This window comes from Streptosporangium sp. NPDC049078, from assembly GCF_040648855.1.
Lineage (GTDB): Bacteria > Actinomycetota > Actinomycetes > Streptosporangiales > Streptosporangiaceae > Streptosporangium.
On record NZ_JBEZEL010000010.1, the window covers coordinates 236,890 to 252,927 of the forward strand.

Here is a 16,038-nt window from a genome sequence, read left to right on the forward strand (position 1 = left end):
CTCCGTTTCGTGTGGTTCAGATGTCGGCGGCGATGTACTTGGTCTCCAGGAACTCGTGGATCCCGTCGAACCCGCCCTCCCTGCCGAGCCCGCTCTGCTTGACGCCGCCGAACGGCGCCGCGGGGTCGGAGAGCACGCCCCGGTTGAGGGCGACCATGCCGGCGTCGAGCTGTTCCGCGACCCGGAGCCCTCGGCGCAGGTCGCCGGTGTAGACGTAGCTGATCAGCCCGTACGGTGTGGCGTTGGCCCTGGTCACCGCCTCTTCGTCGGAGTCGAACACGACGATGGGGGCGACCGGTCCGAAGATCTCCACATCGAGGATGGCGGCGTCCGGCTCGATGCCGGCCAGCACGGTGGGCGGGTAGAACGCCCCGGGTCCGTCCAGGATGGCCCCGCCGGTGACCGGGCGTGCGCCGGCACCGACCGCCTGGTCGACCAGTTCGGCGACCTTGCCGCGTTCGGTCGTGGAGACCAGGGAGCCGATGTGGTTGGCGGGGTCGAGCCCGGAGCCCACCTTCAGTCCGGCCATCGCGTGGGCGAACGCGGCGGTGAACTCCTTGGCGACGGCGCGGTGGACGTAGAAGCGGTTGGCCGCGGTGCACGCCGCGCCGCCGTTGCGGAGCTTGGCGATCATCGCGCCCTCCACCGCCGCCTGGACGTCGGCGTCGGCCAGCACCAGGAACGGCGCGTTGCCGCCCAGTTCCATCGAGGTGCGCACCACCTGGTCCGCGGCCTCGTGCAGGAGGACCCGGCCGACCTCGGTGGATCCGGTGAAGGAGAGGTTGACGACCCGGGGGTCGTGCAGCATCTCCCTGACCCGTTGCGCGGTGGGCGCGGCGACCACCACGTTGACCACACCGTCGGGGACCCCCGCGCGGGCCAGTACGTCGGCCACGGCCAGCGCGGTGAGCGGCGTCTCGGTGGCGGGCTTGAGCACCACCGAGCAGCCCGCCGCCAGCGCCGGGCCGATCTTGCGGGTCGCCATCGCGGCCGGGAAGTTCCACGGCGTGATGAGCAGCGACACCCCGATCGGCTGGTGGGTGACGATGATGCGCTTGTCACCGCCGGGGGCCAGCCGGTAGTCGCCGGTGACCCGGACGGCCTCCTCGGCGAACCAGCGGAAGAACTCGGCGGCGTAGACGACCTCGGCCTTGGCGTCGGCCAGCACCTTGCCGTTCTCCCTGACGATGAGCCGGGCGATGTCGTCGGCCTCCGCCGTCATCAGCTCGTACGCGCGGCGCAGGATCTCGGCGCGCTCCCTGGGGGCACGGGCGGCCCACGGTGCGAGGGCGGCGGCGGCCGCGTCGACCGCCTGGGCGCATTCGCGCTCGCCCGCCACGGCGACCTCGGTGATCGGCTCGCCCAGCGCGGGATCCAGGACCGGCAGCGTGTCGGTCCCGGGGACCCATTCGCCGCCGATGAACAGTTCGGATTTGATTTTCACGGGTTCTCCACGGGAGTGGGGCGGGGTTTGGCTCGCTCGTACCGGACCGGCCAGGGCAGGTCGGCGCCGACCTGCCCTGCGGCGGCCAGCGGCCAGCGCGGGTTGCGAAGCGCGGCCCGGCCGATGAACACGGCGTCGGCCTGGCCGGTGGCGAGCACTTCCTCGGCCTGCCGGGGGTCGGCGATCCGGCCGACGGCGGCGGTGCGTACGCCCGCGCCCGAGCGGATCGTCTCGGACAGGTCGGTCTGGTAGGTGCCGTCGGCCGGGATGGCGGCGTCGGGGAGCAGCCCGCCGGAGGAGCAGTCCACCAGGTCCACGCCGAGCGCGGCGAGTCGCCTGGCCAGCTCGACCGAGGACGGTGGATCCCATCCGCCGGGCGCCCAGTCGGTGACCGAGATGCGCACCAGCAGCGGGCGGTCGTGCGGCCACGCCTCGCGGACGGCGGCGACGACCTCCAGGGGGTAGCGCATCCGGTTCTCCAGCGAACCGCCGTAGCGGTCGGTGCGCCGGTTGGTCAGCGGGGAGAGGAACTCGTGCAGCAGGTAGCCGTGCGCGGCGTGGAGTTCGACCACGTCGAAACCGGCGCGCAGGGCGCGTTCCGCTCCGGCGGCGAAGGCGTCCCTCACCGCCGCCAGGTCCTTCTCGGTCATCTCCCTGGGGGCGGGCAGGTCCCCGTACGGGACCGGCGAGGGCCCGACGGTCGGCCAGCCGCCGTCGGCGTAGGGCACCCGGCGCTCGCCGGTCCATGGCGCGGAGGTGGACGCCTTGCGTCCGGCGTGCGCGAGCTGGAGGCCGATGAGCGTGCCCTGCTGGTGGACGAACCGGACGATCCGCGCCCACGCCTCGGTCTGCTCGTCGCTGTAGATGCCCGCGCAGTACGGGCTGATCCGGCCCTCGGGGGTGACCCCGGTGGACTCGGCCACGATCAACCCGGCCCCGCCGGTGGCCAGACCGCCCAGGTGGACCAGGTGCCAGTCGGACACGAGGCCGTCCTCGGCGGCGTACTGGCACATCGGGGAGATCCAGACGCGGTTGGGGAAGGTCAGGCCGCGCAGGGTGAGCGGTGTGAAGAGCGGGCTCACCGGTGCCCACCTCCGTCCGGGCTGAGCATGACCTTGGCGTGGCCGCCCGCGTCGCCGGCGGCCGCGACGGCGGCGGCGCAGTCCTCGAAGGCGAACACGTCGGAGACCATGGGTGACAGGTCCAGGCCGGTACGGTCGAGCAGCCGGAGCGTGGGCTCCCAGATCTGCGGCGGCGCGCCGGTGGAGGACGACAACCGCAGGTTGCGGTTCTGGATCTGGTGCAGCGACACCTGCTCGGAGCGCCGGTGCGCCAGGCCCATGAACAGCACCCTGGCGTCCTGGGCGGTGACGTCCAAGGCGGCGGCCTGCGCGGCGGGGGCGCCCGACCCCTCCACGACCAGGTCGGCGCCGCGCGGTCCGAGCACGTCCAGCACGGCGGCGGCCACGTCCACACCGGGGGCGGCCTCGACGCGGTGGTCGGCGCCCAGCCGCGCGGCCAGGTCCAGCCGGTACGGGCTGCGGTCCACGGCCACCACCCGCGCGCCGAGAGTGCGGGCCAGGCCGACCATGGACAGGCCGATGGCACCGCACCCGAAGACGGCCACGGTGTGACCGGCGTCGGCCCCGCCCGCCGTGCGCAGCGCCTGCAGGCAGCAGGCGAGCGGCTCGACCAGGGCGGCGCGCAGCGAGGAGACGGCGGGCGGGACGGCGAAGCACATCGCCTCGGGGACCAGGAAGGTGTCGGCCATCGCGCCGTCGGTGGACACCCCGAACCAGATGTTGCCGCCGAGCGCGCCGTGCCCTATCACCCGGTCCCCCGGGCGGAACCGGGAGGTGGCGGGGCCGGCCTCGACGACCACGCCGGACCATTCGTGGCCGAGCACGTGCGGGAAGCGGACCTCGAAGCCGGGGTCCATCCCGCCGGAGAGCTGCTCCAGGTCGGAGCCGCAGATGCCGACGTACTCGGGACGGACCCGCAGGGCGGCGTCCTCCATGGGCGGGACGGGCAGCAGGTCGCAGCTGACCGTCAGGCCGCCGTCCGACCGGTGGACCACCACGGCCCTGCGCGAGGTTTCTGAGATCGTCATGGCTCAGTGCACGATCAGGCCGCCGTCGACGACGAGTTGCGCCCCGGTGATGAAGGACGCCTCGTCGGAGGCGAGGAACAGGACGGCGGCGGCGACCTCGTCGGCCCGGCCTGCCCGGCCGAGCGGCGTCTGCTTTACCAGGTCGGCGGAGATCTCCGGATCCTGGGCGTCGGTCATCGGCGTGGTGATGAGCCCGGGGTGGACCGAGTTCACCCGGATGCCGTCGGTGGCGTAGGACATGGCGGCGTTCTTGGTCATCACCGTGACGGCCCCCTTGGCCGCCTGGTACGCGGCGACCCCCGCCGAGCCGATCAGCCCCCATGCCGAGGACATGTTGACGATCGCCCCGCCCCCGGCCTGCCGCATCGCCGGGATCACCGAGCGCATGCCGTAGAAGACGCCGGTCTGGTTGACGGCCACGATGCGGTGCCAGTCGTCCAGGTCGATCTCGGTCAGCGAGTCGTAGGAGCCGACGAACCCGGCGCAGTTGAACAGGACGTCGACGCGGCCGTGCCGGTCGGTGATCTCGGCGACGAGGGCGGCCCAGGAGTCCAGGTCGGCGACGTCCAGCCTGCGGTGGTGGGTGCTCCCCTCGTCCCTGGGCCGCGCGGCGATGTCGGCGGCGTAGACGACGGCGCCCTCGGCGGCGAACCGCTCGGCGGTGGCCGCGCCGATACCGCTGGCGGCGCCGGTGACGATGGAGATCTTGTCGGTGAGTGGCATGGCTCAGGCTCCTTCGACCAGCTCGAACTGCCGGGCCGCCGTCGTGTACGCCTCCGGCAGCGCCGACTCCAGCGGGCGCACCCGGTAGGTCTCGGAGAGGATCTCCACACCCCACGGCCCGCTCCAGCCGAGGCCCCGCAGCAGGCCGATGAACTCGGTGACCCGGAAGTCACCCTGGCCGCAGAGGCGCCGCCGCAGCACGGTGTCGGTGTAGCCGTCGCCGATCTGCTCGGCGGCCCCGTCGTCCAGCTCGACGCCCTTGATCAGGTCGATCGGCAGGCGGGCCAGCTCCTCGAAGGTGGCGGCCCCGCGCTCGACGTGCCACAGGTCGAGCATGAGACCTCCGGCCGGGTGGCCGGCGGTGGTCACCAGCTCGACCGCCCTGGCCAGGGTGTCGATGTTGGAGAACGGCATGAACTCCAGCGCCACGGTGGTCCCGGCCTGGGCGAACGCCTCGCTCACCCGATGGAACCCGGCGGCGGAACGTTCCAGCTCGTACGGGCCGCCGGTGATGTCCGGGCCGATCTTGACGTGGTGCGGGCCGAGGGCCTCGCTCGCCTTCACCAGCAGGTCCAGGACGCGGTCGGACTCGGCCCTCTCCTCCTCGTCCAGCCACCAGTCGGTCAGGAACTCCAGCTCCAGGTGGCGGATGCCGTTGTCGTCGAGGATCCGCCGCAGCGTCGGCAGGTCGGAGGTGCGGAGGAACTCCTCCAGGTCGACGTGCATCAGCCCGAAGCCGGCGAAACCCGCGTGGGCCGCCTGCTCGATCCGTACCGGCAGAGGGATGGGGCTGGCGTCTCGGCCGGGCAACGGGACGGCGTCTCCCGCGGTGGTCCAGCAGGTGGCCAGCAGGTCGGGGTGGGGCATGGGGTTTGACTCCTAACCGGTCCTTCAGTACGGGTTGGCGACGAAGAGGTCCTGCGCGGGGAAGAGGGTGATGACCTTCGCGCCCTCGCGGGTCACCACGACCTCCTCCTCGATGCGGGCGGCGGACCTGCCGTCGCTCGCCGGGCAGTAGGTCTCCAGCGCGAAGACCATGCCCTCCTCGATCTGGACCGGGTGCTCGATCGAGTTGAGGCGTGAGATGATCGGCCGCTCGTGCAGGCCGAGCCCGAGGCCGTGCCCGAACTGGAGGCCGAAGGCGTCCATCTCGGAGGCGAAGCCGAAGTCCTGCGCCCTCGGCCAGGCGCGGGCGATCTCGTCGGTCCAGGTGCCGGGTTTGACCAGCTCGATCGCGGCGTCGATCCACTCCCTGGCCTTGGTGTAGGCGTCCCGCTGGGCCGGGGTCGAGGAGCCGACGTTGAGCGTGCGGTAGTAGCAGGTCCGGTAGCCGTTGTAGGACTGGATGATGTCGAAGAAGCAGGTGTCGCCCGGCCGGATGATGCGGTCGGTGAAGTTGTGCGGGTGCGGGTTGCAGCGCTCGCCGGAGACCGCGTTGATCGCCTCGACGTCGTCGGAGCCCATCTCGTACAGGTAGGCGTTGGCCATCGCCACCAGGTCGTTCTCCCGGATGCCCGGCTTGAGCGCTTCGGCGATGCGCTGGTAGGCGCCGTCCACCATGGCCGCGGACTGGTTCAGCAGCAGGATCTCGTCGATGTTCTTGATCTGCCTGGCCTCCAGCATCACCTGCTGGCAGTCGGCCATGGTCAGGCCGGCCTGCTGCATGGCGAACAGCAGCGGCGGCTCGGCGATGTCCACGCCGACCGGCGCGTCCTGCTGACCCGCCTCCACCAGCAGGTCCTTGATCTCCTGAACGGCGCGGGTGAACAGGCCGACCTCGGGGGCGACCGCGCCGCGCAGGCCGACCATGCCGGCCCGGCAGTTGTCCGGCAGCAGCCACGGCGCGTACAGCTTGTGGTGCTTGGCGGCCGAGCCGAAGTCCCACAGGATGGGTTCGCGGCCCCGGATCAGCAGGGCGTACCTGGTCATCTTGTCCCGCGACCATTCGCCGATCACCGAACCGGTCAGGTAGCGGATGTTGTTGACGTCGAAGACGAGCATCGCGCCGAGGTCGGAGGCCTCCAGCGCGGCGCGGGCGCGGGCCAGCCGGTAGTCGCGGAGCCGGGTGAAGTCCACCCGGGTCTCGAAGTCCACGCCCATGTGGCCGGGCGCGCCGATGGCGTTCGGGTCCAAGGTCATGCGGTTACTCCTTTTCCGGCCGCTTTCTCCTGCACGGCCAGCAGCGACAGGAAGTCCTCCTCGCCGTGCCCCTGCGCGAGGGCGGCGACCAGCAGCGTGCGCACCATGGCGACGAGCGGCAACGGCACCTGCCCGGCGGTCGCCTCGGCCAGGCCGAGGTCGACGTCCTTGAGCAGCAGCCGGGAGGTGAAGGTGGGGGTGAGGTCCATCGTGCGGACGGCCTCGGTCTTGTAGCGGGTGAACGCCGAGCCGACCACGCTCTCGTTGAGGAACTCCATCAGCGTGCCCCGGTCGACGCCGAGTCGCTCGCAGAGCACGACGACCTCGGCCAGGCCCTGGGTGGTGATGGCGAGCAGCAGGTTGTGGCAGATCTTCAGCAGCCGGGACTCGTCGCCCGCGCCCGCGTAGGTGGCGGCCCGCCCGATCGCCTCCAGCACCCCCCGCGCCCGGTCGTAGGCCTCCGGCGAGCCCGAGCAGACGAACGACGCGGTGCCCGCCTCGATGGCCGACGGGTTGCCGCTGACCGGCGCGGACAGGAACGGCACCCCCGCCTCGGCCGCCGCCTCCCGCACCCGGCGGGAGGATTCCACCGACACGGTGGAGGTGTCCACCAGCACCGACGGGCGGTGCTCGGCGGCCAGCAGCGCGAGCGCCACGTCCTCCAGGTCGGCGGAGGTGGCCAGGCTGGTGACGGTCACCTGGGCGGTCGCCGTCTCCCCCGGCTCCGCGGCGAGCCGCGCCCCCGCCTCGCGCAGTGGCTCGGCCTTGGCCGGTGTGCGGTTCCAGACGGTCACCGGGTGACCGGCGAGCAGCAGCCGGCGGACCATCGCCGATCCCATCCGTCCCGCGCCGATCCAGCCGACGGTGGTCTTCTCACTCATCCGGGTTCCTCCCCCTGGAGTTCCGACAGATCGATGACGAGCTTGGGCCGGGCCCGGCCGGCCTCCCGCATCCGGTCGAACGCCTCGCGCGCCCCGGCCACCGGGAACACCCGCTCGATGAGCGCGGTGGGGGAAACCGCGCCGTCGGCGATCAGGTGCAGTGCCCGGGGCATCAGGTCGACGCCGCCGAGCACACCGGACAGGCGCAGGCCCTTGGTGACGAAGGCCGCCAGGTCCACCCCGTCCACCGGACGGCCCGGGATGCCGACCTGGAGCACGCGCCCGGCGATGCCGGCGACCCTGGTCAGCACCGGGCCGATCGCGGCGGACCCGGTGGCCTCGATCACCACCTGGTAGGCGTCGCTCGGCGCGTCCTGCGGCGTCCAGGCCGCCCGGGCGCCGAGCCGGAGCGCCATCTTCAGCCCTTCGGGGTCGATGCCGATGACGTCCACCGGGCTGCGCATGGCGGCGGCGACCTGCACCGCGAGCAGGCCGAGGGTGCCGGTGCCCAGCACGGCGACGGGCTCGCCCGGCTGGGCGGCGGCCTCCTCGAAGGCGCTGAGCACGGTCACCAGTGGCTCGGCCAGCAGCGCGTGCGCGCTCTCCACCCCGGCGGGCACCACGTGCACGTTGGCGGCCGGAATCCGCAGGTAGCGGGCCGCCGCGCCGGGCACCGCCCCGCGCACACCCAGCTCGTACCGGTCCGGGCAGAGGTTGTAGTGGCCGCCGCGGCAGGTCAGGCACTGGCCACAGGACAGGAACGGCTCACCCACCACCCGCTCGCCGACCAGGTCGGCGGGGACCGAGGGCCCGACCGCGACGACCTCGCCGGCCCACTCGTGGCCGAACCTGATCGGGAAGTGGGTCAGCCCGCTCGACACGTACGCGCTGCTGCCGTCGAGCAGGTGCACGTCGGTCCCGCAGATCCCGAGGTAGGCCACCCGTACCAGGACCTCGCCCGCGGCCGGCTCCGGCACGGGCACCCGTTCCACGGAGAGGACCCCCGGGGCGGTGAAGACCAGGGCGGGCATGGTGCCCGCGGGCCACTGTCCGGCGCTCATGCCGGTGTCCTTCGGCCCGAGAAGCGCTGGGTGGAGACCCAGCCGACCAGCAGCGCGGCCAGGATGATCGCCCCGTACGCGGCGTTGATCCAGAACGACGGCACGTTGGAGAGCGTGAGGATGTTCTGGATGACGCCGAGCAGGATCACGCCCAGAGCGGCGCCGATCAGGTTGCCCCGGCCGCCGTTGAGGCTGATCCCGCCGATGACGGCGGCGGCGAACACGGTGAAGATGAGGCCGTTGCCCTGGTTGGCGGTCACCGAGGCGATCCTGCCGGTCAGCATCAGCCCGGCCAGGGCGGCCAGCAGGCTGCCCGCCACGATCACGCCGATGGTGAGCCGGGTGGTCTTGATCCCGGCGGCCCTCGCCGCCTCCAGGTTGCCGCCCATCGCGTAGATGCTCCGGCCGGTCGGGGTGAGCTTCATGAACACGTACGCGCCGGCGAAGGCGAGCACGAAGATCCACGCCTGCACGGGCAGGCCCAGGATGACGCCGTCGCCCAGGTAGGTCATGGCATCGGGCAGCATCGCGTAGGTCTGTCCTCCGGACAGGCCGATGGTCAGTCCCTGCAGCAGGATCAGCATGGCCAGGGTCACGATGAACGCGTTGAGCCTCAGCTTGGCGATCATCAGCCCGTTGGCCAGGCCGATCAGCAACACCGCCGGGATCATGATCAGCAGGCCCGCCCAGAACGGCAGCCCGAACCCGCTGTCGGCCACGCCGGAGACCAGCACGGCCAGCAGCATCGGCGCGAAACCCACGGTGGCCTCAAGGGACAGGTCGAAGTAGCCACCGATCAGGATGAGGCTCTCCGCGATCACCAGCACGCCGAGCACGGCCGAGGTGGTGATGATGTTGTCGATGATGTTGGTGGTGGTGAGGAAGGCGGGGCTCACCACGGCGCCCACGATCACCGCCAGGATGATGATGGGCAGCAGGGTGAGCACGACGGGGTCGACGGACCTGCGCGCCCGCCGGGTGGCCGGCGGCGAAGGTGACGACGGCGACGACGGCGCGGCGGCCACCGACTCCGGCGCCGGTTTCTTCGGGGATAGTGCACTCACTGTGAATCTTCCTCTCCAGACGGCCGCCGGTCCGGCTCGGCGGTGCCGTCACCCTGCACGGCCGCGGCGATCATGCCTTCGGTGAAGGGGTGCCGCAGTTCCGTCGACACCTCCCCGTGGACCATGACGACGATGCGGTCGCAGATCTCCAGGTCCGCGTCGTCGGAGCTCACGATCAGCACGGCCCGTCCGTCCGCGCGGAGCTCCTCGATGGTGTCGTAGATCGACTTTTTGGCGGACACGTCCACCCCGGCGGTGGGGTTGACCAGGACCAGCACCTTGGGGTCGGCGGCCACCGAGCGGGCCAGCACGACCTTCTGCTGGTTGCCGCCGCTGAGTTCCTCGGTCGGCTGGGTGGCGCCGTAGGCCTTGATGTGCCACTCCCCGGCCAGCCGCGAGTAGAACTCGTCCCGCTTCCTGCCGTTGATCAGCCGGAACCTGTTGACGAATCGCGGCATGATGTTCAGGGTCGCGTTCTCGGCCACGCTCAGCCCGGGCACGTAGCCGCTGATGTGCCGGTCCTCCGGGGTGAAGCCGATGCCGGCCTGGATGCAGCCGCTGATGTCGCCGAGCGGCAGCGGCCTGCCGTCCAGGGTGACGGCGCCCGACTCGGCCGGGCGCTGGCCGGTGAGCACCTCGGCCAGTTGCATGTGCCCGGCGCCGTCCAGGCCGGTCAGGCCGACGCACTCGCCCGGCCGCAGGGCCAGATCCACGTCGCTCACCTTGGGTGCGGTGACGCCGGAGGCGACCAGGACGGGCGGCAGGGTCGGTTCGGCCCTGGCCGCGTGCGGGCCGTCGCCCGCACCGGCCGCCGCCTCGCCGACCATCGCGTCCACCAGGTCGGGCACGGTCATCCGGGAGAGCCGCTCGGTCAGCACCGTCCAGCCGTCGCGCAGCACGGTGACCGAGTCGCACACCTCGAAGACCTCGTGCAGGTGGTGGGAGACGTAGATGATCGTCACGCCCCGGGCGCGGGCCTTCTCGATGTGGTGGAACAGGCGCTGCGAGGCGCCTCGGTCCAGACCGGCGGTGGGTTCGTCCAAGAGCAGCACCCGCGGGCCCTGGGAGAGCACCCGGCAGATCTCGACGACCTTCCGTTCCAGCGGCTCCAGCTGTTCGACCGGGGTGTCGGCCAGGTGCGCGTACTCCCATTCGGCGAGCAGTTCGGTGGCCTGCCGCTGCACCTCGGACCAGCGGATGAAACCTGCCCGAGAGCGGGGGAACCTGGCCAGGGCGATGTTCTCCGCGGCGGTGGCGGCGGGGACCAGCGTGCTGCGCTGGTAGACGCATCCGACGCCGGCGGTTCCCGTGGCGTCGCCGTCGGCGAGCACCCGGACCGAGCCGCTGTCGGGCTGGGTGAGGCCGGTGAGGATCGACATCAGGGTGGACTTGCCCGCCCCGTTCTTGCCGATCAGCGCCCGTGACTCGCCCCGGTTGACGGTGAGGGACACCGCCGACAGCGCCTTGGTCGGCCCGAACGCCTTGGACACCTGGTCCATCACGATGGCCTGCTCCGCGCCGGCCTGTTCTGAAGGGGCCTGTGGCATTGCTCCGCGCCCTCCTTCCTTGGGTTCTGGATCGTCTCCGGCGACGGGCCCGCGGGCGCGCCACCGGAGATCACCGGGAGGGGGGTCAGCCGTTGCCCCACAGGCTGGGGTCGTCCACGTTCTCCTTGGTCACCGTGGGCGAGGGAAGCAGGTCCTGGAGGGACTCCCCCACCTCGACGATGGTGCTGTCGTGGTCGGTGGGGCCCGGCTGGTAGGTCTTGCCCGCGATCGCATCCTGGATGTACTGGATGCCGTACTTGGCGTACAGGTCCAGCGGCTGTGACACGACGGCGTCGAGGGTGCCTTCCCGCACCGCCTCCAGCGCCGCCTTGGAGCCGTCGATGCCGACGGTGACGATGTGGTCGGGGTCGCCGACCTTGGTGAGCTTGCCCTGCTTGCGCAGCGCCTGCTGGACTCCGGCCAGGCAGACCGACTCGCTGCCCATGAACAGGCCGGTCAGCTTCTCGGTGCTGAGCACCGTCTGCGCCTGGGTGGCGCACTCGTCCGGCTTCCAGTTCATCGGCTTGGAGATGACCTTGACGTTGGGGAACTTCTCGGCCATGCAGGTGGTGAAGCCCTTGCTGCGGTCCTGGCCGTTCTGGGTGGCCAGGTCGCCCTGGAGGTCGAGGACGGTACCCTCGCCGTTGATCTGCTTGCCCATGTACTCGCAGGCGGCCGTGCCCATGAAGACGTTGTCCGCGCGGACCACCATGTAGATCTTGCCCGAGTCGGCGCCCAGGTCGACGGTGACCACGGGGACGTTCTTGTCGTTGGCCCGGCCGATGGCGGGGGCGACCGCCTTGCTGTCCACCGGGACCACGATGAGGCCCTTGACGCCCCGGCCGAGCAGGGTGGTGATGTCGGCGTTCTGCTTGGCCGCGTCGCCGTCGGCGTTGACCGCGGGCAGCAGGTTGACGCCGGCCGCGGTGGCCTGCTCGCCGAGCTGCTTGACCAGCTGGACCTGGAAGGCGTCGGTGAGGAAGGACTCGGAGAAGCCGATCTCGCCGCTGTCGGCGGCGGCCGGTTCGCCGGAGGCCGCGCCGTCGCCGGTGGCCGTGGTGTCGCCGGAGGAGCATGCGGTGAGGGTGAGGGCTGCCGCGGCGAACAGGGTCAGTACACGCCTGCCCGTTGTGATGTGGTATGACATGAGACCTGCTTTGCTTGGGTGGTGATGTCGTTCTTCGTGTACTGACCGTTCGTTGCGGGACGGCCATGTGGAGGGCGCGTCCGGGAGTTCTGGTCCCGGAGTCACCTTTCGCCGCAGCGTGCCGGACGCGGGTGGAGCCGCGTCCGGTGTGGCTCAGCGGCCCGTGGAGTTGCGTTCGATGACCGGTAGGAGTGCGATCCGGGTCCTGCGGATGTGCCCTGCCAGCAGACGCTCCGCGTCCGTGGTGTCGGCGCGCCGGATCGCGTCGATGAGCAGTCGGTGTTCGGCGTTGATCACCCATTCCCGTTCGTGGCCCGCGCGTTCGACGTACGCGCGCCGGTACGGCTGGGTTATGTTCCACAGCCTTTCGATCATGTCCCGGAGCTCCTTGTAGGGGTTCCCCGAGTAGGACAGCAGGTGCAGTTCACGGTCGAGGTGGAGAAACCTGTCCAGGCTGGTGTTGGCCTCGATCTCGTCCTGGATCCGCTCCAGGCGCCGGATCGTCTCGGCCGGCAGGTGCGGGATGCTCTCGGTGAGCGCGAGCGGTTCCAGCCGTTCGCGGATCTTGTAGGTGACGTCGCACTCCGCCGCGTTCATCTCCGAGACCCAGGCGCCGCTGTTGGCCTTGAGGGTGACCAGGCCCTGGGAGTGCAGGATGCGCAGCGCCTCTCTCACCGGCAGGCGGCTGGCGCCGAAGTCCTTCGCGACCTCCTCCTGACGGATCCTGGCGCCCGGCTTGAGCGCCCCGGACAGGATCTGCTCGCGCAGGTGCTCGGCGATCTGGTGGCTCATCACGCTGGTGGCGGCGCCCGTTTTGTCGTCCGCGGATTCCAGGCCCGAGGTGAGGCCGGTCATCCGCCCACCGCCTGGCTCTGTTCCTCCCGCAGGTACCACGCCCGGCCGCGCGGGTAGGAGACCAGTTCGAACTGGGCACCCCAGGGGGCGAGGAAGTAGATCCAGCGCTGCCCGGCGTGCGGGCCGTCGCTGGCGGTGGGGCCGCCGAGCACGGTCACACCGCGGGAGCGCAGGTAGTCCGCCGCGGCGTCGATGTCCTCCACGTACAGGGCGAGGTGGTGACCGCCGACATCGCTGTTGCGCGGCGGGGTCTGCGCCTGGTCGGGGGCCTCGTACTCGAAGACCTCGAAGACCGGCTGGTTGCCGCAGCGGAAGAACCGCAGCTTGTCCACCCGGGCCCGGGGATGCACGTTGAGATGGGTGGTCATCCAGTCCCCGTCGTCGGACTTGGCGCCGAGCGGGTAGAGGTACTCGCACCCGAGCACGTCCACCAGGAACTCGGTGGCCTGGTCGATGTCGGGAACGGTCAGACCGACATGGTCCAGGCCGACGAGCCCCGGCAACCCAGGGGCACCCCCTTCAGCCATGTATCCCACCTCCGAATCCGTTGACGATCTGTTTCTTGGAAGTTTCCACTGCCGCACCTTCACCGAGTATGGATCCAATACGGCCTGGTGGATCGGTAGCTTGGTCGCCCAAAGTATGGAAAGTCAATGTTGAGAGCACATTCTTCCGTTACGAAGGCATAACGGTAGTGTGAGATCGGATCCAATCTGTGCGATGGTCGGTAACAACCGCGGATCGCGGAGGGGGTGCGGCCGACCGGTCCCGGTCGCCCGGCAGAGCGCCGGCGCCCCCGCGCCGGAACCTGCCCGGCCTCTGGCTTGTCCACCTGGAAGAGAACACACATGACCAAACACCAGGACCTCGCCGCGCCCACCCCCTGGCTGGAGTTGACCACCACGGAGGCGGACTGGGACGCGGCCGACCCCGACCTGCTGCGCGCGATGTTCGGGCAACTCGTGCTGATCCGCGCCTTCGAGGAGTACGTCCTCGAACTCGCCGGGTCCGGACTGGTCCACGGGCCCGCCCACTCCAGCGTCGGTCAGGAGGCCGGGGCGGTCGGGTCGATCCTCTCCCTCACCTCGGCCGACACCATCACCGGATCCCACCGGGGCCACCACCAGTTCCTGTCCAAGGCGCTGGGACATGTGCTGCCCGGCGGCTGGGACCCGCGCGGCGACCTGCCCGCCCCGGTCACCGACCTGCTCACCCGGACGCTGGCCGAGATCTGCGGGCTGGCCCGCGGTTTCTGCCGGGGCCGGGGTGGATCCATGCACCTGCAGTGGCCGGAAGCCGGAGCGATGGGCACCAACGCCATCGTCGGCGGCGGCGTCCCGCAGGCGGCCGGCTTCGCGTGGGCACACCGGCGGGCCGGCACCGACGCGGTCTCGGTCGCCTACTTCGGTGACGGCGCCGCCAACATCGGCTCGGTGCTGGAGAGCTTCAACCTCGCCGCCGCCTGGTCCCTGCCGATCTGCTTCTTCATCGAGAACAACCAGTACGCGGTCTCCACCCACGTCCGCGAGGTCACCGCGGAACCTCGGCTCTCGGTGCGCGGTCTCGGCTTCGCCATCCCCAGCTGGCGGGTGGACGGCATGGATCCACTCGCCGTCCACCTGGCGATGGGCGAGGCGCTGGCCCACATGCGGGCGGGCAACGGGCCGGTCATCATCGAGGCCGACCTGTACCGGTACTACCACCAGAACGGCCCCTTCCCCGGCAGCGCGTTCGGCTACCGCTCCAAGGAGGAGGAGCGGCAGTGGCGGCAGCGCGACCCCATCACGCTGATGACCGGCCACCTGCTCCGGCGCGGCGCGCTCACCGACCAGGAGGCGGGCAGGGCCGTCGACCAGGCCGCCGCCATGATGCGGGCGATCGGCGACCGACTGCTCGAACCTCTCCCCGGCGGCAAGCCCGGCCAGCGCCGTATCCGCCCGTCGGAGTGGCCCGAGCCCGGTTTTCGTGACGTCGGCGTACGCGGCGACCTGTCGGAGTTCGGCTCCGAGGTGCGCTACGAGGAGGAGGCCACATTCTCTGGCCGGCTCGACGAGCGCGAGTTCGTCGACGTGGTCGCCGAGGTGATGGCCCGCCGGATGGAGACCGACCCCGCCGTCGTCGTCATGGGCGAGGACGTGCACCGCCTCAAGGGCGGCACCAACGGAGCCACCAAGGGACTGGCCGACGCCTTCCCCGACCGGGTTCTCGGCACCCCGATCAGCGAGAACGCGTTCGCCGGACTGGCCGGCGGACTGGCCATGGACGGCCGCTACCGCCCGGTCGTGGAGTTCATGTACGCCGACTTCCTCTGGGTGGCGGCCGACCAGCTGTTCAACCAGATCGGCAAGGCCAGGCACATGTTCGGCGGCGACCACCCGGTACCGCTGGTGCTGCGCAGCAAGGTGGGCACCGGCACCGGCTACGGCTCGCAGCACTCGATGGACCCGGCCGGAATCTTCGCCACCGCGCCGGGGTGGCGGATCGTCGCGCCCAGCACCCCCTTCGACTACGTGGGCCTGATGAACACCGCGCTCCGCTGCGACGACCCCGTGGTGGTCATCGAGCACGTCGACCTGTACACCAGCACCGGCACCGGGCCGATGGACGACCTCGACTACCACATCCCGGTCGGCCGCGCCGCGGTGCGCCGTGCGGGCCGGGACGTGACCGTGCTCTCCTACCTGTCGATGGTCGCCCACTGCCTGGAGGCGGCCGAGCAGGTCGGTGAGATCGACCCCGAGATCATCGACCTGCGCTGGCTGGACAGGGCCAGCATCGACTGGGACACCATCGGCGCCAGCGTGATGAAGACCGGCACCGTGCTCATCGTCGAGCAGGGGGCGGTCGGCACCTCCTACGGGGGCTGGCTCGCCGACGAGATCCAGCGCCGCTACTTCGACTGGCTCGACCACCCGGTACAGCGGGTGACCGGCGGCGAGGCGTCGCCGAGCATCAGCAAGGTCCTCGAACGGGCGGCCATCGCCCGCACCGAGGAGGTCGCCGCCGCCTTCCGCCGCATGACCACCGACGGCACGCTCGCGCCCCGGCACTGAGCCCACCTTCCGAT

At 71.1% G+C, this 16,038-nt stretch carries 14 protein-coding genes; 1 reads left to right on the plus strand and 13 read right to left on the minus strand.

The annotated features are described in order from the left end of the window. Window positions 1–16 precede the first annotated feature (16 nt). From AB0B90_RS19130 to AB0B90_RS19190, 13 genes are all read right to left on the minus strand, one after another. Window positions 17–1,444 carry an NAD-dependent succinate-semialdehyde dehydrogenase gene (locus AB0B90_RS19130; RefSeq protein ID WP_362923752.1) on the minus strand — a complete coding sequence of 476 codons (1,428 nt, stop codon included), beginning with the start codon at window positions 1,442–1,444 and terminating at the stop codon, window positions 17–19. Next, the gene (locus AB0B90_RS19135) at window positions 1,441–2,526 is read right to left on the minus strand and encodes an NADH:flavin oxidoreductase/NADH oxidase (protein WP_350949654.1); all 1,086 of its coding nucleotides are present in this window, start codon (window positions 2,524–2,526) and stop codon (window positions 1,441–1,443) included. Before AB0B90_RS19135 ends, AB0B90_RS19130 begins: the two co-directional genes overlap by 4 nt. After that, window positions 2,523–3,554 (minus strand): medium chain dehydrogenase/reductase family protein, encoded by a 1,032-nt coding sequence (locus AB0B90_RS19140; protein WP_362923754.1) that lies wholly within the window; start codon window positions 3,552–3,554, stop codon window positions 2,523–2,525. The genes AB0B90_RS19135 and AB0B90_RS19140 overlap by 4 nt, the downstream gene beginning before the upstream one ends. 3 nt (window positions 3,555–3,557) lie before the next feature. Further along, the gene (locus tag AB0B90_RS19145; RefSeq protein WP_362923756.1) at window positions 3,558–4,277 is read right to left on the minus strand and encodes a glucose 1-dehydrogenase; all 720 of its coding nucleotides are present in this window, start codon (window positions 4,275–4,277) and stop codon (window positions 3,558–3,560) included. A 3-nt stretch (window positions 4,278–4,280) separates the two neighbouring features. After that, window positions 4,281–5,144 carry a TIM barrel protein gene (locus AB0B90_RS19150; protein ID WP_362923758.1) on the minus strand — a complete coding sequence of 288 codons (864 nt, stop codon included), beginning with the start codon at window positions 5,142–5,144 and terminating at the stop codon, window positions 4,281–4,283. 24 nt (window positions 5,145–5,168) lie between these two features. Further along, the gene (locus AB0B90_RS19155; RefSeq protein WP_350949650.1) at window positions 5,169–6,416 is read right to left on the minus strand and encodes a Xaa-Pro peptidase family protein; all 1,248 of its coding nucleotides are present in this window, start codon (window positions 6,414–6,416) and stop codon (window positions 5,169–5,171) included. Continuing rightward, window positions 6,413–7,297 carry an NAD(P)-dependent oxidoreductase gene (locus AB0B90_RS19160; RefSeq protein WP_362923760.1) on the minus strand — a complete coding sequence of 295 codons (885 nt, stop codon included), beginning with the start codon at window positions 7,295–7,297 and terminating at the stop codon, window positions 6,413–6,415. The genes AB0B90_RS19155 and AB0B90_RS19160 overlap by 4 nt, the downstream gene beginning before the upstream one ends. Next, entirely contained in the window at window positions 7,294–8,358 is a 1,065-nt protein-coding gene (locus tag AB0B90_RS19165; RefSeq protein WP_362923762.1) for an alcohol dehydrogenase catalytic domain-containing protein, read from the minus strand. Before AB0B90_RS19165 ends, AB0B90_RS19160 begins: the two co-directional genes overlap by 4 nt. Further along, window positions 8,355–9,422 carry an ABC transporter permease gene (locus tag AB0B90_RS19170; protein ID WP_350949647.1) on the minus strand — a complete coding sequence of 356 codons (1,068 nt, stop codon included), beginning with the start codon at window positions 9,420–9,422 and terminating at the stop codon, window positions 8,355–8,357. The genes AB0B90_RS19165 and AB0B90_RS19170 overlap by 4 nt, the downstream gene beginning before the upstream one ends. Then, window positions 9,419–10,969, minus strand: a complete 1,551-nt coding sequence (locus AB0B90_RS19175) for a sugar ABC transporter ATP-binding protein (RefSeq protein ID WP_350949646.1) — start codon at window positions 10,967–10,969, stop codon at window positions 9,419–9,421. Before AB0B90_RS19175 ends, AB0B90_RS19170 begins: the two co-directional genes overlap by 4 nt. Window positions 10,970–11,054: 85 nt before the next feature. Continuing rightward, window positions 11,055–12,116, minus strand: coding sequence for a sugar ABC transporter substrate-binding protein (locus tag AB0B90_RS19180; RefSeq protein WP_350949645.1), 1,062 nt, complete (start codon window positions 12,114–12,116; stop codon window positions 11,055–11,057). A 153-nt stretch (window positions 12,117–12,269) separates the two neighbouring features. Then, window positions 12,270–12,971, minus strand: coding sequence for a GntR family transcriptional regulator (locus AB0B90_RS19185; RefSeq protein ID WP_350949644.1), 702 nt, complete (start codon window positions 12,969–12,971; stop codon window positions 12,270–12,272). Beyond that, window positions 12,968–13,498, minus strand: coding sequence for a VOC family protein (locus AB0B90_RS19190; RefSeq protein WP_350949643.1), 531 nt, complete (start codon window positions 13,496–13,498; stop codon window positions 12,968–12,970). The genes AB0B90_RS19185 and AB0B90_RS19190 overlap by 4 nt, the downstream gene beginning before the upstream one ends. Window positions 13,499–13,819: 321 nt before the next feature. Between AB0B90_RS19190 and AB0B90_RS19195 the strand changes: the two genes are divergently transcribed. After that, a complete protein-coding gene (locus tag AB0B90_RS19195; RefSeq protein WP_362923765.1) occupies window positions 13,820–16,024 on the plus strand; it encodes a thiamine pyrophosphate-dependent enzyme in 2,205 nt (734 codons plus the stop codon). Window positions 16,025–16,038: the final 14 nt, after the last annotated feature.

Coding starts and splice junctions, on each gene's coding strand:
- AB0B90_RS19140 (WP_362923754.1), bottom strand. CDS start 3,554: ATGACGATCTCAGAAACCTCGCGCAGGGCCGTGGTGGTCCACCGGTCG.
- AB0B90_RS19145 (WP_362923756.1), bottom strand. CDS start 4,277: ATGCCACTCACCGACAAGATCTCCATCGTCACCGGCGCCGCCAGCGGT.
- AB0B90_RS19150 (WP_362923758.1), bottom strand. CDS start 5,144: ATGCCCCACCCCGACCTGCTGGCCACCTGCTGGACCACCGCGGGAGAC.
- AB0B90_RS19155 (WP_350949650.1), bottom strand. CDS start 6,416: ATGACCTTGGACCCGAACGCCATCGGCGCGCCCGGCCACATGGGCGTG.
- AB0B90_RS19160 (WP_362923760.1), bottom strand. CDS start 7,297: ATGAGTGAGAAGACCACCGTCGGCTGGATCGGCGCGGGACGGATGGGA.
- AB0B90_RS19165 (WP_362923762.1), bottom strand. CDS start 8,358: ATGAGCGCCGGACAGTGGCCCGCGGGCACCATGCCCGCCCTGGTCTTC.
- AB0B90_RS19175 (WP_350949646.1), bottom strand. CDS start 10,969: ATGCCACAGGCCCCTTCAGAACAGGCCGGCGCGGAGCAGGCCATCGTG.
- AB0B90_RS19180 (WP_350949645.1), bottom strand. CDS start 12,116: ATGTCATACCACATCACAACGGGCAGGCGTGTACTGACCCTGTTCGCC.
- AB0B90_RS19185 (WP_350949644.1), bottom strand. CDS start 12,971: ATGACCGGCCTCACCTCGGGCCTGGAATCCGCGGACGACAAAACGGGC.
- AB0B90_RS19190 (WP_350949643.1), bottom strand. CDS start 13,498: ATGGCTGAAGGGGGTGCCCCTGGGTTGCCGGGGCTCGTCGGCCTGGAC.
- AB0B90_RS19195 (WP_362923765.1), top strand. CDS start 13,820: ATGACCAAACACCAGGACCTCGCCGCGCCCACCCCCTGGCTGGAGTTG.